At 35.5% G+C, this 17,057-nt stretch carries 14 protein-coding genes; 13 read left to right on the top strand and 1 reads right to left on the bottom strand.

Going from position 1 to position 17,057, the window contains the following annotated elements; translation table 11 throughout:
* Positions 1-8 precede the first annotated feature (8 nt).
* Positions 9-539 carry a hypothetical protein gene (locus BALOs_RS14205; protein WP_120405570.1) on the top strand — a complete coding sequence of 177 codons (531 nt, stop codon included), beginning with the start codon at positions 9-11 and terminating at the stop codon, positions 537-539.
* Here the strand turns inward: BALOs_RS14205 and BALOs_RS14200 are convergent.
* A complete protein-coding gene (locus BALOs_RS14200) occupies positions 523-3,108 on the bottom strand; it encodes a pitrilysin family protein (RefSeq protein WP_120405569.1) in 2,586 nt (861 codons plus the stop codon). The genes BALOs_RS14205 and BALOs_RS14200 overlap by 17 nt on opposite strands.
* 60 nt (positions 3,109-3,168) lie before the next feature.
* Between BALOs_RS14200 and BALOs_RS14195 the strand changes: the two genes are divergently transcribed.
* From BALOs_RS14195 to nagZ, 12 genes are all read left to right on the top strand, one after another.
* Positions 3,169-4,269, top strand: a complete 1,101-nt coding sequence (locus BALOs_RS14195) for a coproporphyrinogen-III oxidase family protein (RefSeq protein WP_120405568.1) — start codon at positions 3,169-3,171, stop codon at positions 4,267-4,269.
* A 107-nt stretch (positions 4,270-4,376) separates the two neighbouring features.
* Positions 4,377-4,937, top strand: coding sequence for a nucleotide exchange factor GrpE (grpE, locus tag BALOs_RS14190; RefSeq protein WP_114705837.1), 561 nt, complete (start codon positions 4,377-4,379; stop codon positions 4,935-4,937).
* A gap of 18 nt (positions 4,938-4,955) precedes the next feature.
* Positions 4,956-6,878, top strand: a complete 1,923-nt coding sequence (gene dnaK / locus BALOs_RS14185) for a molecular chaperone DnaK (protein WP_114705836.1) — start codon at positions 4,956-4,958, stop codon at positions 6,876-6,878.
* Positions 6,879-6,941: 63 nt separating this feature from the next.
* Positions 6,942-8,084, top strand: a complete 1,143-nt coding sequence (gene dnaJ / locus BALOs_RS14180; protein WP_114705835.1) for a molecular chaperone DnaJ — start codon at positions 6,942-6,944, stop codon at positions 8,082-8,084.
* Between the two features lie 128 nt (positions 8,085-8,212).
* Entirely contained in the window at positions 8,213-10,192 is a 1,980-nt protein-coding gene (locus tag BALOs_RS14175) for a penicillin-binding protein activator (protein WP_114705834.1), read from the top strand.
* A gap of 353 nt (positions 10,193-10,545) precedes the next feature.
* Entirely contained in the window at positions 10,546-11,595 is a 1,050-nt protein-coding gene (locus BALOs_RS14170; protein WP_114705833.1) for an AMP nucleosidase, read from the top strand.
* Between the two features lie 21 nt (positions 11,596-11,616).
* Entirely contained in the window at positions 11,617-12,657 is a 1,041-nt protein-coding gene (locus BALOs_RS14165; protein ID WP_021266421.1) for a rod shape-determining protein, read from the top strand.
* An 18-nt stretch (positions 12,658-12,675) separates the two neighbouring features.
* Complete coding sequence (locus BALOs_RS14160) at positions 12,676-13,473, top strand: hypothetical protein (RefSeq protein ID WP_120405567.1); 798 nt, start codon at positions 12,676-12,678, stop codon at positions 13,471-13,473.
* A gap of 3 nt (positions 13,474-13,476) precedes the next feature.
* Positions 13,477-14,232 carry a hypothetical protein gene (locus tag BALOs_RS14155; protein ID WP_114705831.1) on the top strand — a complete coding sequence of 252 codons (756 nt, stop codon included), beginning with the start codon at positions 13,477-13,479 and terminating at the stop codon, positions 14,230-14,232.
* Entirely contained in the window at positions 14,229-15,125 is an 897-nt protein-coding gene (locus BALOs_RS14150) for an ABC transporter permease (RefSeq protein WP_114705830.1), read from the top strand. The genes BALOs_RS14155 and BALOs_RS14150 overlap by 4 nt, the downstream gene beginning before the upstream one ends.
* Positions 15,125-15,955, top strand: a complete 831-nt coding sequence (locus BALOs_RS14145; protein ID WP_120405566.1) for an ABC transporter permease — start codon at positions 15,125-15,127, stop codon at positions 15,953-15,955. The genes BALOs_RS14150 and BALOs_RS14145 overlap by 1 nt, the downstream gene beginning before the upstream one ends.
* Before the next feature lie 15 nt (positions 15,956-15,970).
* A complete protein-coding gene (nagZ, locus tag BALOs_RS14140; RefSeq protein WP_120405565.1) occupies positions 15,971-17,032 on the top strand; it encodes a beta-N-acetylhexosaminidase in 1,062 nt (353 codons plus the stop codon).
* The last annotated feature ends 25 nt before the right edge of the window (positions 17,033-17,057 follow it).

Below are 17,057 nucleotides of genomic sequence, written 5' to 3'. Positions count from 1 at the left end.
AGGAGAATATGAAGAAGAGTAACTCAAGTATTTGCCTAGAGGCCTCGCTTCAAGCTTACTTCTTTGATGAGCTGCATCGAATAAATCAGAAGCGACAAGAACCCTTACCAGATTTATCTATTTATTATTCATCACTTGTTATGGATCGTTTTAGTTTATCTAATCAGTATTTTGAAAAACAAGAGGATGGCAGGGTACGAGAAAAGACTTTGGGAATTAAGTTGTTAAAAAGCGAAGGCCTTTCTGAGTCAGAAAAAAGAAGAGAGCTTAGAGATATTGGTGATACAGCTTTGTTTTTATGTGGATATTTCTCTAATTCAATAAATGAGAAGATCATCGATATCAATTATTATTGTGAGATTGGACGAACAGCTTATCGAAAGCTCGATAATTATCAAGAATCATTCTACGATTATAAAGGTTTCTTCCAACACTTTTCAAAGCAATTTCATGAATTAACAAATATGATGAGCCTTTTACAAAGTGATTGTAATTTAAACGAAGAGCAGTTTTTGCTCTTCGCTAAAGACGTATCTTAGGAGACATTTCTTTATCTAATGGTTTACCCACTGTAATTGTAATCCAGTTCTGACTTAGAACTTTTTTTACAATTCTTTGAAAGTCCTCGTGTTTAAAATCACTGATTTCTTTATTTGCTTTATAAAAGTAATCAGATCCAAGTCCATGTAAAGTAGGTACTGAATATACGTTAGCATAGTCATCGTTAACTTGAAGATTAAGTTGATTTTGACCCTCAATCATTTTCTTTATTCTATTGAAGTTGGACTTTGATAGTCCCTCTCTTTGAATTTTGGCCAAGATCGAATTTATGGCATCAATTGCTTCCAATGTCTTGTCATGTCCACTTGCCATGTAAATTCCCCAGTAACCAGCTTCAAGTGCATTCATGTGAATTGGTTGAGCAACATAGCATAGACCTTTTCTATCTCTAACATCGACAAAAAGCTCTGAAGATTGTCCGGAAAGGTGAGTTGTTAGCATTTTGAAAACTACATTTTCTTTTGCCGTTAGCTTCTTTGTTTGTGTTGCGATCAATATCTGTGTTTGTTCGCGGTCGAAATCGATATGCTTATTAAGAGTTTTTATTTTTTCAATTTTTTTAATTTCTTTTTTCTTTTCTTTTCTCGGTTTTAAGTCAGAAAAATAGAATTCAACCTTTTCTAAAACCTCTTCAACACTTAAGTCTCCACAGAATGTGATAAGCATCTCTTTTGATTTTAGATTTTTTTCATGCTTTTTTATGAGGTCATCTTTTTTTATGGATCTTATTGATTTCTCATTTCCAATTGTAGAAAGAGAATAAGGATGTCCTTTAAATAATATATTAGTTGCTTCGGTAAAGCATTGCCTTGTTGGATCTGCTTTATTGGCCTCAATCGTTCTTAGGATTAGCTTTTTCTCATGATTTAAGCTCTTTGATTGAAAAGATGGAGTTATAAGTGATTTGAAAAAATGCTTCGATAAATCAGAAAAGTGTTCGATCTGACCATGCATTGTTATTCCGTAGGCATTCTTTCCAGAGAAGCTATTGAACATTGTTGAGCGACTATCAAGGTCTAACTTGAGCTTTTCATACGATAGGCCTTTATACCCTTTTGTTAATTGCGAACTCATTAAGCTGTAGAGACCATTTGTTTTCAATGTCTCATCAACAAGTCCACCTTTTAGGTATGCATGCATTACAAACGTAGGTGTTATAGAGTTGTAACGATATAAAAGCTTAATCCCTGGCTTAACTTCAATGACTTGAGTTGCTGGATCATATTTAGACTTTGTAGATTTAATTGTATTATCTTTTCCTGTCTTCTTGATCTGAGCAAGTTTCTTTTTAAATTCAGTAAGTCTAGGTTTAAACTCTTGTGGCTTTAAGTCATTTGGAAGCTGTAGGCTTAAATGTATTGATCGCCCAAAAATTTCAGAATATTTCTTATTAACTTCTTTTAAGCTAATCTTTCTGATCTTATCGATAAATTCTTGTTCAACATCTAGGTCTTTTGCTCCGGCATAACTACTTCCTAGAGAGAACGCATATGACTCAAGAGATTCTTTTTCATAAATTTTAGCAGCGACATATTGATTCTTAATTTTTTTAATATCACTTTCTTTTAGGCCGACGGTTGAAACTTCTGAAATTGTTTTTTCTAATTCTGACATAACTTTCTGATAATTTTCTTTTGGAAAGTTTATTCTCAAAAAGTGTATACCACCATCAGCAAAGAACATAGAAGATGAGGTGCAGTTATTTGCAAGAGTATTTCGTAGAACGAGGTTTTTATATAGTGGAGATGTTTCTCCGTAGCCTAAAGCATTGTAGGCAAGATCTTCAGCAGCGGCTCCATTTGATTTCATTGGAGGGCATTCGATGGCCATTGTTAGCTGGCACATTCTGACATCTTTTTTATGAATTTCAATTGTTGATTTCTTTTGCAAGCTAAAAGAAGGACGCTCAGAAAAAGAACCTTCTGGTAGGTGATAAGACTCAATCGTTTTTTTGTACTTTTCTTTTTCGCTTAAATCACCGGCAACAACTAAAAAAGCATTGGCGTTATTATAGTGGCTATTTCGAAACTCTGTTAATTGTTCTCTAGTGAAGTTCTTTATCGTATTCTCATTTCCTAGAATAGGATGAGCATACCCCCCCTTAAAAGACATTTCTTGAATTCTTTGAAAAGAAAACTGTCCAGGATTGTCCTGACTTCTTCGATATTCTTCAAAGACGACTTCTCTTTCCGGTATTAGGTCCTCTTCTTTAAACATAGGGTTGGAAACCATATCCATTACAATATCGATTGAATTATTAAAGTAGGCTATTGGTGAGTTTATATAGTAACAAGTGTAATCAAATGAAGTGAATGCATTTATTTCTCCACCATATGATTCTACATCGTGAGCAATTTTAGCTCCAGGTCTCTTCTTTGTACCTTTGAAAAACATGTGCTCTAAAAAGTGAGCAATTCCAAAATTACTCTTATCTTCTAAAGTTGATCCGGCCCTGAACCAAATTTGAACTGATGCACTAGTATTACCTGGAACATCGACAAAAATTACTTCTAAACCATTTTTTAGTCTTTCTATTTCATATTTCATTTACATAGCCTTTTATATTTAGGTATCAGTTAATTATAGTCTGTGAAGGACAAAATTAATATGGAAGAAATAAAGTCACTATATATACATTTCCCTTTTTGCCGCCATCTTTGCAATTATTGTGACTTTTATAAGTCTATAAAGGAAGATGAGGCACAATTAGAAGAATTTGAGTCTTTGTTTTCCAAGATGTCTAAAAAGCATCAAGAGATTTTAACAGACAATAACGCTACTTTGAAAAAGCTTGAAACGCTCTATATTGGTGGTGGAACACCAAGTCTATGGGGAATCGAAGGGGCAAAATTCTTAGGTAAATGGATGGAAGAGAATAATATTTCTTTCTGTGAAAAAAATGAATTTACCCTCGAGGTAAATCCTGGAGCATGGACTAAAGATGGGCTTGAAGCTTGGCGAAATATTGGAGTTAATCGCTACTCTTTAGGAATTCAGTCTCTTGATTCGAATTTTTTAAAAATAATCGATAGAGTCCATAACGTGGATGATGTGCATAATACTCTAAAGTTTTTTAAAGAAGGTCAGTATAATTTCTCTGTCGACTTTATGATAGGTCTGCCTTTTTCAAAAAAATACAATCGCGATATCATTTCAGAGTTAACTGAAATCTTAACGTATAATCCAAGTCATATTAGCCTGTATATATTAACAGTTCCTAAACATTATAAATATTTTCAAGATCTACCAGATGATGAGTGGATAAGTGATGAATATACAAAAGTTGCGCAATTCCTTTCTATCAATGGCTTTGAACACTATGAAGTTTCAAACTTTGCAAAGCGCTCGAAAGCCTCTGAGCATAATTTAAATTATTGGCGCATGAGATCTGTTGCAGCGCTAGGTCCATCAGCTACAGGCCTTATCCAAAATACACGTTATCGATACAAGTGGAAAACCAAGGATGCTCAGGTTGTTGAAGAAAGACTATCAGAGGATGAGTATCAAATAGAGAAGCTCTATATGAACTTACGCTCTAGTGTCGGCTTTCCTATAAAGGATCAGTACTGGGGTGATCTTAGCGAATACGTTCAAAAATTAAAGAAGGACGGATTGGCCATGGTTGGAGTGAATAAATTTACTCTAACGTCCCGCGGCTTTCTCATTCTTGATTCAATAATGGATGAAATCTTTAAAATATCTAAGTAATTCTAGATACTTAGTCTTTATCTCAAAAAATATTTATCCTCGCCATTGACACTAGGCCATATGCTCCCATCTTATGATTAGAGATAAATTTAAAGAGGTAGTTAAAGATGTCAGAAACTCAAGTTAATGATGAAAATGAAAAAGAAGTAGAGCTTGAAGCTAAAGAAAATGAAGAGGCTCAAGTTGCTGAGGAAGAAACTACAGATGGTGAGCAAGAAATCTCTGAAGAGATGAAAGAGCTTATGGAATTTAAAGATAAGTTCTATTATGTAGCCGCTGAAATGGAAAACTTAAAAAGACGCCATGAAAAACAGCTACAGGACCAAATGAAATTTGGAACTGAAAAAGTTATGATAGGCCTTCTTGATGTTGTTGATAATTTAGAAAGAACACTTCAGGCCATTGAAAATGATGAAGACGAAAAAGTTAAAAATATTTTCACTGGTGTAGATATGGTTAAAAACCAGTTTTTAGATTGTCTAAAAAATAATGGATTAGAGCTTATTGAAACTGATGGAAAAACATTTGACCCTCATTTCCATGAAGCTATGGCACAGATGCCAGCTGAAGGAAAGGAAGATCAAGAAATAATTCAGACATATCAAAATGGTTACTCACTAAATGGTAGAGTGATTAGAGCAGCAAAAGTAGTAGTAGCTAAAAACTAATATATAAAGGAGATTATAATGGGAAAAATTATTGGAATCGACTTAGGAACAACTAACTCATGTGTATCAGTTCTTGAGAATGGAAAGTACAAAATTGTACCAAATGCAGAAGGGCATAATACAACACCATCTGTAATTGGATTCGCAAACAACGGTGAAACTCTTGTTGGACAAGTTGCCAAAAGACAAGCGGTAACAAATCCATCAAAAACACTATACGGTATCAAAAGACTTATCGGTCGTAAGTTTGATACGCCAGAAGCTAAGCAATTTGCTGATGTAGCTCCATTTGAAATTTACGCAAATGATAATGGTGACGCTTGGGTTAAAGTTGACGGTAAAGCAATGGCACCACAAGAAATTTCAGCAAAAGTTCTTCAAAAGCTTAAAAAAGCAGCTGAAGACTACTTAGGTGAAACTGTTACAGAAGCAGTTATTACAGTTCCTGCTTACTTTAACGATTCACAAAGACAAGCAACAAAAGACGCTGGTAAAATTGCAGGTCTTGAAGTTAAAAGAATTATTAATGAGCCAACAGCAGCGGCACTTGCTTATGGATTAGACTCTAAGCAAGATAAGAATATTGCTGTATTTGACCTTGGTGGTGGTACTTTTGATATCTCAATTCTTGAAATCACATCTGATGGTGTATTCGAAGTTAAAGCAACTAACGGAGACACTTTCTTAGGTGGTGAGAACTTTGATGAAAATATCATTAACTTCCTTGCTGAAGAATTTCAAAAGCAAGAAGGAATTGACTTAAGAAAAGACCAAATGGCACTTCAAAGACTTAAAGAAGCTGCTGAAAAAGCAAAGCATGAACTATCGAATGTTAACTCAACAGATGTTAACCTTCCATTCATTACTGCAGATGCTTCAGGTCCAAAACACTTAAATGTAAACCTTTCAAGAGCTAAGTTTGAATCACTAATTGCAGATCACTTAACTGCTCTTGCTAAGCCATGTTTAACTTGTCTTGAAGACTCTGGACTTGAGAAGAATGAAATTGATGAGGTAATCCTTGTTGGTGGTTCAACTCGTATTCCAGCGGTACAAGAAAGAGTTAAAGAAATCTTTGGTAAAGAAGCTTCAAAAGGAGTTAACCCAGATGAAGTTGTAGCTGCAGGTGCTGCAATCCAAGGTGGTGTACTAGCTGGTGACGTTAAAGATGTACTTCTTCTAGACGTAACACCTCTTACACTAGGGATTGAAACTCTTGGTGGTGTAATGACAACTCTTATTGAGAAGAACACGACTATTCCAACGAAAAAGTCTCAAACTTTCTCAACTGCTGTTGATAACCAGCCAGCTGTTACAATTCACGTATGCCAAGGTGAACGTGAATTTGCTAAAGACAATAAGTCTCTAGGACGTTTCGATCTAAGTGGAATTGCACCAGCTCCAAGAGGTGTACCACAAATTGAAGTTACTTTTGACATCGATGCTAACGGTATCGTAAATGTTTCAGCTGTTGATAAAGCAACTGGTAAATCTCAAGAGATTAAGATTACTGCTGGTTCAGGTCTTTCAGATGAAGAAGTTGAAAGAATGGTAGCTGAAGCAGAAGCAAACAAGGAAGCGGATAAGAAAGCTCGTGAACTTGTTGATACAAGAAATAGTTTAGATGCTCTTATTTTAAGCTGTGAAAAAATGATTAAGGACGGTGAAGGTAAAATTTCTGACGACGATAAATCAAAGCTAGAAGCTGCGATCAATGAAGCGAAAGGAAAACTTCAATCAGAAAACCTTGATGAGTTAAAAGCAGCTCAAGAAGCTCTAACGAATGCTTCTCATGCAGTAGCTCAACAAATGTACCAACAACCAGGTGCTGATGCAGGTGCACAGCAAGCTGGTCCAGAAGCCGGTGCAGATGCTGGAGCTAACGCTGGAAATGATAAGCAAGATGACGATGTTGTCGATGCTGACTTCAAAGAAGTTTAATTAAAAGATAAAATTGAGGAAGGGAGCAGTGTGCTCCCTTTTTCGTAATAAAGAGAAAAAGTTATGAGTGATAAAAGAGATTATTACGATATTCTGGGTGTCTCAAAAAGCGCAGACAAAAATGAAATAAAGAAAGCTTATCGTAAGCTTGCAATGAAATATCATCCCGATCGTAATCCCGATAATGCTGAAGCAGAAGCAAAGTTCAAAGAAGCTTCAGAGGCAGCAGAAGTTCTACTCGATGAAGGTAAGCGCCAAAGATATGATCAGTTTGGACACGCTGGAGTAAACGGCCAAGCCGGTGGATTCGGTGGTGGTGGATTCCAAGGTGGATTTGGCGACTTTGGTGACCTAGGTGATATTTTTGGAGACATTTTTGGTGACATGATGGGCGGAGGCCGAGGTCGTCGTGGAGGACGTCGTCGTCAGGGTGTACCTGGTAATGATCTTCAAATGGCCGTAGGTGTAACTTTTGAAGAAGCGGCATTTGGTGCTAAGAAGACAGTTTCAATTAATAAAGAAACAACTTGTGAAACTTGTAAAGGCTCTGGTGCAAAAGAAGGCTCAGAACCAACTAGTTGTGATATGTGTCATGGAGCTGGTGAAGTAAGACGTCAGCAAGGTTTTTTCACTGTAGCTTCAACTTGTCCTAAATGTCATGGTTCAGGAACAATGATTAAAGATCCTTGTGGTACTTGTCATGGTCAAGGACGCAAGAAGAAAAAAGTTGAACTTGAAGTAACAATCCCTGCAGGTATTGATCATGGACAGAGATTAAAGCTATCTGGTGAAGGAGATGCTGGTGCTCAGGGGGGCCCAAATGGTGATCTTTACATTGTTGTAGATGTAAAAGAGCATGAAATCTTCAAGCGCGATGGTTTTAACGTTCATTATACTGTACCAATTAGCTTTTCACAGGCTGCTCTTGGTGCTGAAGTAGAAGTTCCAACACTTGATGGAAAGGTTGTTGTTGACCTGCCTGCTGGTACTCAATCAGGTAAGAAGATGAGACTTAAAGGCAAAGGGATTCAAAAGCTTGGTGGTTATGGTACAGGTGATGCAATTTTAACTGTTCATGTTGAAACACCAACAAAGTTATCAAAGGAACATAAAGAGCTTCTGGAACAAATTGCTAAGCTAGAAGGAAAGCAATGTCATCCAATGAGCCATGGTTTCATTGATAAAGTTAAAGAATTGTTTAGTTAATTTATTATATGAATGGGAGACTGAGTGTTTTAGTCTCCCATTATTGTTTTTATCTTTTTATTTCTCCTGTTTTCATCTATCCCTATTTCCAATAAAATAGACACTGAATAAATTAAAAAAGGTCTATTATGTTTAAATACATTTCACTAATTGTAATTACATTTCTTGTGAGTTGTAGCGGAATCCAAATGATTAATCGCGACACTTCTCACTTATATACAAAACAATTTCTCGCTAAGTTTGATGTAGCAAAAAAGAGTTTTGTGGAAGGGCAAAAAGATGTCGCTCTTCAACAGTTAAATAATATCCAAGATGCAAAATTAAAGCCTGCAGAACTTGCAACAAAGAATAACTTAATTGGTGTCATTAATTATTCAAACGGCAACTTTGAACAAGCTATTTTTCAATTCAATTTGGCCCTTAATAGCTCTCAAGAAGATGGAGAGTTAAGTGCTCAGATTAGACTTAACCTAGCCAGTAGTTACTATAAATTAGATGATCTTGAGAACACATTTAAAACACTTGATGGTACTGACTCTCGTTATCTTTTAAATCGAGATCTCGAAAACTTTCATAAGTTAAGATATCGTGTATCTAAGGAACTAGACTTTCAAACTGTCGCATTAGATTCTCTTTTATGGCTTAATGCAGGTGCGACAACAGTTGAAGACTTAAAGAATAATAAGTTCTATCCACAATTAGTTACTCAATACTTTATTGTTGATCAATCGCAGAGAGTGAAGATTGTTCAAGACTTTAAAGAAGGCAAAGAGTTTGTTTGTGCATATTTATCATATTTAGAAGTTGAGCAACTTATCAATGAAGGAAATAAAACTAAGGCGCAAGAAGTTGGAAGTTGGATGCAGTCTAACTTTGGAATGTTCCCTGAGATCTTAGCTCTTGTTTCAACTCGATTTGAAATGTTAAAGAAGTATAGCAAGATCAATATGCAATCAATAGGTGTTGTCCTACCTTTAACAGGTGATAAGAGTAAGTTTGGTAAAAGGGCATTAGCTGGAATTGATCACGCAGTAAGAAAGTATAACGAAAGAAATAGCAATAAACCTAACTTTCAACCAATACAAATTAAGATTTTTGATAGCATGGGTAGTGCAATCGTAGGTAAAGAGAAAGTTAGAGAGATGATTGAGCGTGAAAACTCTTCAATTGTTATCGGTGGCCTTTTAAAAGATGAAGCAAGAGCAGAGTATGAAGCTGCAAGAAAGTATGGGGCATTCTTTATTTCATTATCTCAAATCTATACGAATAAAGATGAAAAGAATCATCTCTTAATAGAGGTACCAGGCTCTGTTGAGTCTCAAGTTTCACTTCTTTTTTCTGAAAAATATTTATCAAAGTATGGAAATAAAGTTTCTATTATTTATCCTAATACAGAAAGTGGCTATGCATATGTTGATTCAGCGTGGAAGATGGCCGAGAAGTCAGGAGCTGAAATTGTAAGTATTCAATCTTTTGATCACAATCAAACAGATCATCGCTCCACTGTAGCAAAGATCCTAGGCCTATACTTTACTCGTGAAAGACAGGAAGAATATGATCTTCTAAAAGAAGTACATAAGCTTGAGGGGAATACAACAATTAGACGTGTCCAAACACTTGGGCCAATTGTTGACTTTGACTGGGTTCTTTTACCTGCAGCACCTAACGATGCTCTTCAGTTGATACCGTCATTTAATTACTATGATGCTTTCAATGTAACTCTTGTTGGTGGTCCAAATTGGCGTTCACGTCGTATCTCTCGTGAAGCTTCTAAACTTGGAAAGTTACTATTTGTTGACTCTGAGGTACCAAAAACAGATTCAGCTTTTGTTTCAAGCTTTCAAAGACGTTATGACCAAAGGCCAGGAGTTGTTGAAATTCTCGGTTTTGAAAGTATGTCTCTAGCGGCAAATATTCTATCTTTAGGTGAATTTAATAGTCGAGACGAATTAGAGTCTACAGTTATGAATGCACAAAAAGTTGCTGGTATTACTGGGTCTTGGCGTCTACAAGATGATGTTTGGATGAAAGAAATGAGTTTAATGAGCCTTTATAGAGGAAGGCTAAATAAAGTGAACTTCACTACTGAAAAATCGATTGGGGAATAATTAAGAAGTAGGAAACTGACGCCTTGGGCGTCAGTTATATTACTTCTTTGCTTTAGCAGCGTTGATTCTACGTAAGATTCTAGCTTTTTTCTTAAGTTGAGCTCTTTTCTTACTCATCTTTGCAATAGTCTTCTTTCTACCTGCACCCATAATTTTTCCTTTTGCGTAGTGTTAGAAAATAGTTCAGTTATACTAGTTAAAAATAATGATTTTGACAAGTACTAAGTACCATTTTCACTGATTTGAAGGGGAGCTTTGTCCCTAAATGTTTTTATTAGTTGTCAATAAAACGACCTAAATGGTACATTTTACATAATATAAGCAAATGGATTGCTATTAAAAGGTGTAATGGAATGTGCGCTGCAAAGAAAAAAACAGCTTCAAAGAAGAAGGCGACTGCCACTTCTAAGAAAAAAGTTGGCAAAAAAGCCGCTAAAAAAGCAACTAAGAAAAAAGTTGTAAAGAAAAAAACTTCACGTAAGAAAACTTCTACTAAGAGTAGTAAGCCTAGTTTATCGTCTGCATTTGTAGATGAACTATCAATAAAGTCAAAAAGGGATACTACAGATTTAGGTGCAAACCTAGAGATGAAGAAGGCTGCCCTTCGTGCCAGAAGAATTCATTGGAATGAAGACAAGCGTAAGATTGCAATTGATATGCTCGAGCGTTATACGGGCCATGATTTTGGTGATTTTCAGCAACAGATTATTCTTACGAACTTTCACTACTACGTAGAAAGATTTAATGCACTATTAGATGATCATATTTATACGCAGGGTTCTGCATTTAAGGCATCGAGTTCAAAGAAAGCCAAAGTAACAATTATTGAGTTTGGTGTTGGTGCTGCAATGGCCGCATTAATTGGTGAATTAATTTCAGTAATTCAACCGAAGGCCGTTCTGTTTTTAGGATTAGCTGGTTCAGTGCACCCATCACTTAAAGTTGGTGACTTTGTTCTACCTATTGCCTCGATTCGAGCAGAAGGTGTTACTGAGCACTTTCTTCCTAGGGAAGTTCCTGCCCTTCCAACATTTAAAGTACAAAAATTTGTTTCTCAAATATTATTAGAACATGGACACGATTACCGTACTGGAACGATCCACTCTACAGATTACCGTTTTTGGGAGTTTGATGATCGCTTCAAAGAACGATTAATCGAGCAAAGAGTTTTAGCAGTTGAAATGGAAACAGCGGCACTTTTTGTTTCTTGTTTTGTTAGTAAGGTAAATATTGGAGCACTACTTTTAATCTCCGATTGTCCAATGACTAAAGATGGTATTAAAACGAAGAAGTCTGCTAAATCAGTCTTCAGAAAGTATACAGATATTCACATTGAATTAGGGATTGAAGCTATGGCAGACATTGCTGAGCGCGGTGAGAATATCAGACATTATCATTGGTAAAATTTTATAAAGGAATATGAAATGTTAAAGCAATTTTTTAATTTCTTCTCAAACGATTTAGCAATTGATTTAGGGACTGCAAACATTCTAGTTTACGCAAAAGATAGAGGGATCATTGTTAATGAACCTTCAGTTGTTGCTGTTCACCAAGGATATAAGGGAACTGGATCAAAAGTTCTTGCTGTCGGTGCAGAAGCAAAGCAAATGCTTGGTCGTACACCTGGTTCAATTCAAGCGATCCGTCCAATGAGAGACGGTGTTATTGCTGACTTTGAAGTAACAGGTGCCATGCTTAAGTATTTCATCCAAAAATCACTATCAGGTTCTAAGTTAGTAAAACCTAGAATTATCATTTGTATTCCATTTGGTATTACTCAAGTTGAAAAACGCGCAGTAAAAGAATCAGCTGAGCAGGCTGGTGCAAGAGAAGTTTATCTTATTGAAGAGCCGATGGCTGCTGCAATTGGTGCAGGACTTCCAATTACTGAACCATCAGGGAATATGATTGTTGATATCGGTGGTGGTACTACTGAAGTTGCCGTTATCTCTTTAGGTGGGATTGTTTACTCACAATCAGAAAGAGTAGCAGGTGATAAATTTGATGAGGCAATTGCTTCATACATTAAGAAAAAGTATTCATTATTAATTGGTGAAAGAACTGCAGAGCAAATCAAAATGTCGATTGGTAATGCATATCCTTTTGATGATGAAGTAAGAACATATGAAGTTAAGGGGCGTGACCTTGTCGCTGGAGCTCCGAAAATTATTGAGGTTACTTCGGATGAGATTAGAGATGCACTTTCTGATCCTATTGCTGAAGTTGTTGAAGCAATTAAAACTTCATTAGAGAAAACACCTCCTGAGCTTGCAGCTGATATCGTTGATAACGGAATCATCCTAGCTGGTGGTGGATCACTTCTTGCTAACCTAGATGTACTTATTAAAGAAAGAACAGGACTACCTGTTGCTCTTGCTGAAGATCCTCTTACATGTGTAGTTCGTGGATGTGGTAAGGCACTTGAGTCAATTGACCTGCTTAAGCAAGTTGCGACTCTTTCTTAATTAGGCATAGGTTATATTTTGAATTCTGAAAAACTATTCATCGAATTAGAGCTCTCTGATATAAATTTAAAAATCAGAGAGCTTGTTGCCACAAAAAATAAACTGAAAATTTGGACCAATTCACAACAGGTCTCTTCTGTTCTAATTAATGGAATTGATGGTAACGTTCTTACCGTTGAAGAAGGCGTCCATATTCAGGGTGAAGTGATGGCGACATTTACGCTTCGACAAATGAGCTATTTCTTCAAAGGAGAAATAGACTCTGATCGAATTACTTTAAAAGGTAAGGTTTACCGAAGCGAGAGAAGAGAAGATATGAGATTTAATGTTTCTTATATGACTTCTTCATATTTATACTTTGATGTCATCGATGAAGAGGTTCAAAACGAAGGGCCAGATAATATCCTTCACTTCAATAAGGCAAAGAATAAAGAAGAATCTTTTATTAAAGACTTCTCAAGTAGCTTAGATGATTTCCCAGAGTTTAGGGGAGCTAAATTAGTTGATGTCTCAAATTCTGGTGCCTCATTTGTAATGTCATTGCAAGATTTTAAGAACTACGAAAATAAGCGATTCTCTATTGGTACTTTAGTATTAGAGAAAAAGTCATTTGATATTAAAAATATTCAAAAGGTTTATGATATCGACTATGTGAATTTTAGACTCGATAATATTCCTATGAAAAAAATTGGTGTTCACTTTGAAGCAGGTGAGGACTTAAAGAATTACCTAGATGAGTTAGATGACAAGTCTATTATTTTAACTTCACTTGATGAGGAATTTAATAAGTATATAAATCAACAGTCTCAGGAGTAGTCCATGTTACGACTTCTAGTCCTTATAAACTTATTCTTTATTACATCTTGCTCACTTATGAGCTCAGAAAAAAGCGTTGAACTTAAACCTGCTGAGATTCGTTTTAAACAAGTCGAAGTAAGTGGTGAGTATCTAGTTAAGACTAGGACAGGCTTTGGAAAAAACAATAGTTTTATCAAAAAAATTGAAGTTGTATCAATGCATAATGAGAATAATGCATTTGAAAAAACTATAACAATTTCTAAGAAAAGAGAAATCATGCCCAAGGTTGAGTTCTTGGCACCTTTTGAATACGAATCAACATATTATTTAAATAAGGATACTTATACTGTAAGAGGTAAGGTGGACTGGAGAAGAAGAGAGATTGTTTATAATTTAAATTCTCCAGAATATAAGTGGCTTGGTCAAAAGAGATATAAATTTACAGATGATATAAAAGCTCTATGCTTTTATTCAAACTTAATTGAATGTGCGAAGATCTCTGGCTTTATAAGTAAAGCAATTGAGAAAAGAAATGGTGATATGTCTTTTCATGTCCTTTGGGAAAGCTACCCATACTTTCAAGAACAATATATCAATATGCCTAAAGAAATTGTTTCTAAAGCTGTTTTAACTTTTGATAGTTTTGATAAGAAAGGCAATTATCGATTCCTTCTTTCGGTGGGAGGACAATCAATTGTTTATACCTTGAATAAGAATCTAAACCTTGTCGGCCATTACTGGGCAGCGCAGGGATTAACAAAAGAGATTATTGAATGAAATTATTTTTAAAGTCATTACTGACATTATTTTTTGCCATTACAACAATCTTTTTTGCACTTAGATTAACACCGGGTGATCCTGTCGAAAGACTTTTGGGTCCTGAGGCTAAAGTCGAAGAAGTCCAAAAGGTAAGAGCTGACTTTGGTTTAGATAAAAGTATTCCTGCACAATATGTAGACTTCGCTGAAGGAATTCTTACTTTCGATTTGGGTAAGTCTTATGTTAAGAAAAAGCCTGTTGTTAATTTAATTCAAGAACACTTATCCCCAACACTCGTTCTTGCTCTAATATCAATTATTCTAGCGACACCTATTGGAGTAATTGTAGGTGTTGTTGCAGCGGTGAAAAAATCAAAACTTCCAGATACCTCAATAAGAGTTTTAACTCTAACTTTACTTTCATTTCCTATATTTTCTTTAGCACCAATGTTGGTATTAGTATTCTCAATTTGGCTTGGAATATTTCCCGTATCACAGTGGTTGTCTTACAAACATATGGTAATTCCTGTTGTAACACTTGTTCTTCCACTATCATCAGTTATTGTAAGAGTAATGCGAAATAAGTATCTCGAAGAAGAGTCTCAATTATGGGTTCTAGTATTAAACGCAAAAGGTCTTTCAAGTAGGGCCGTGATTTATCGCTTAATAAAGATATGTATGCCAACAATTTTAAATGTTGTAGCAATCCAGTTGTCAGTCGTTTTAGCTGGAACAGTAATCACGGAAACAATTTTTGATATTCCAGGACTTGGCTCATTACTATTTGAAGCAATAAATAATCGCGATTATCCGCTTGTCCAAGGAGTCATTGCTTATTCAACTGTAATTTATATGCTTGTATACGTAATGGTTGATTATGTGAATGAGAAGCTTGATCCGAGGATTGCATAATGAGTTCTAAAAAGCATACAAGAAGAATTAATAAAGAAATGATAATTGGTGGTGCAATTTTATCTTTATATATTCTTTGGGCCTTTGGTTGGTTAATGACTCATGGTGGAAGTTATATTCCTGAAAGTATTATCTCACACGAGTTATTTTCTCCTTTTAGTCATGACTATATTTTAGGTACTGATATTAATGGTCGAAGCTTATTTAAAGTATTAAGTGTTGGCCTGATATATACAGTTGGTATCTCTTTACTGATTAGTATCAGCTCTTGCATTATTGGAATTGTAATTGGTTATCTTTCTGCAATTAGAATAAAGTTTATTTCTGAAATAATGGATATGTTAACTAACTTAATATTCATTTTCCCAAGTATTCTGCTAGCAATTCTTGTAATGTCTTTTTCTGGACAATCTTTCTCAGGATTAGTGCTATGTTTAATATTTACGTCTTGGCCAGGCTATGCGCGAATCGCCCGTGGTGAAACGATGAGAGTTCTTAATTTAGGTTATGTAGAAAGTGCACGTGCAATTGGTGTAGGTGAATTTCGTTTATTTTATAAGTCAATTTTACCAAGTATTATACCTGTAATTTCGATACACTTTGTCTTAGGGATAAGTGGGGTTATAATAAGTGAAGCAAGTTTAGGTTTTCTAGGCTTGGGTGCTAGCGAGTATTCTTGGGGAGCAATTTTGGCAATGGCCAAACTTGTACTACTTGAAGCGCCTCACGTTGTTATTGTTACAAGTTTACTAATGACTGGTTTAATAATTTCATTAAACCTATTTAGTGATGGTCTGAGAGATTACTTAGATCCAAAACTTAAGAACTAAAAAAGGCAAACGCACATGAATAAAGATTTAGGTCAATTATTTATAACTGGTATTTCAGGTAAGCAGCTTAGTGCTGAAGAAGAACAGTTTATTCAAAAAGAAAATATCGGTGGTGTTATTCTTTTTTCACATAACTATGAATCTCCTGCACAATTAGCAGAGCTTGTTAATAATATTCAATCACTACGTGATAACTATCCTCTTTTTATCGCTACTGATCATGAAGGTGGTCGTGTTCAACGCTTTAAAGAAGGATTTACTAAAATCCCTTCTATGTTAGATGTTACTAAGAAAGAGTCTCCAAAGCTTTGTTTTGAAATCTCTCAATTAATGTCTAATGAATTATTAAGTTGTGGTGTAAACCTCAATTTAGGGCCTGTTTGTGATATTTTTACAAATCCTAAAAATAGTGTCATTGGTGATCGTGCATTTGGTAAGAATGCTGATGATGTTAGTAAGTATATTTCTGCAATGATTAGGGGACAGCAGACTTCTGGAATTATGTCTTGTGCAAAACATTTCCCCGGACATGGTGATACTCTAGAGGATTCGCATTTTAAACTTCCTATAGTAAATAAATCACTGGATCAATTAAGAGAGCAAGAATTTATACCATTTGTTAAAGCGGTAAAAGCAAGAGTTGACATGGTAATGATGGCGCACCTTAAAGTTGATTCAATTGATCAAGAAAATATATGTACATTTTCTCCTAAGGCCTATGAGCTTATTAGAGAAGAACTTAAATTCAAAAAAGTGATCATTACCGATGATATGGAAATGAAGGCCATTTCTGAAGATCTCTCTCTTGGTGAAGCTGCTCTAAAAGCACTTAAGGCCGGTGCTGATCTTATTGAATATCGTTCATTTGAAGCTTGTCGTAGTGCATATGAGTATGTGAAGGATGCCGTTAATAGTGGGGAATTTACTCCGCAGGAAGTTTCGAGTCGATATGAACGAATTCTTGAACTTAAGAAGAAGTATCTTTCAAATTATTCTCCTATTTATATTCCTGATGTCGCAGGTCAGGTAGGAACAGCGGAGAATCATAATCTCGTTGAGCAGGTTAGTCAGGCATAGTTTTTCTCGGCCTAACTCAACTGGC

The sequence above is a fragment of the Halobacteriovorax sp. BALOs_7 genome (assembly GCF_003612895.1).
GTDB lineage: Bacteria > Bdellovibrionota > Bacteriovoracia > Bacteriovoracales > Bacteriovoracaceae > Halobacteriovorax_A > Halobacteriovorax_A vibrionivorans.
The sequence above is the reverse complement of the archived record's forward strand: the minus strand, read 5'-3'. Positions and strand labels throughout refer to the sequence as shown.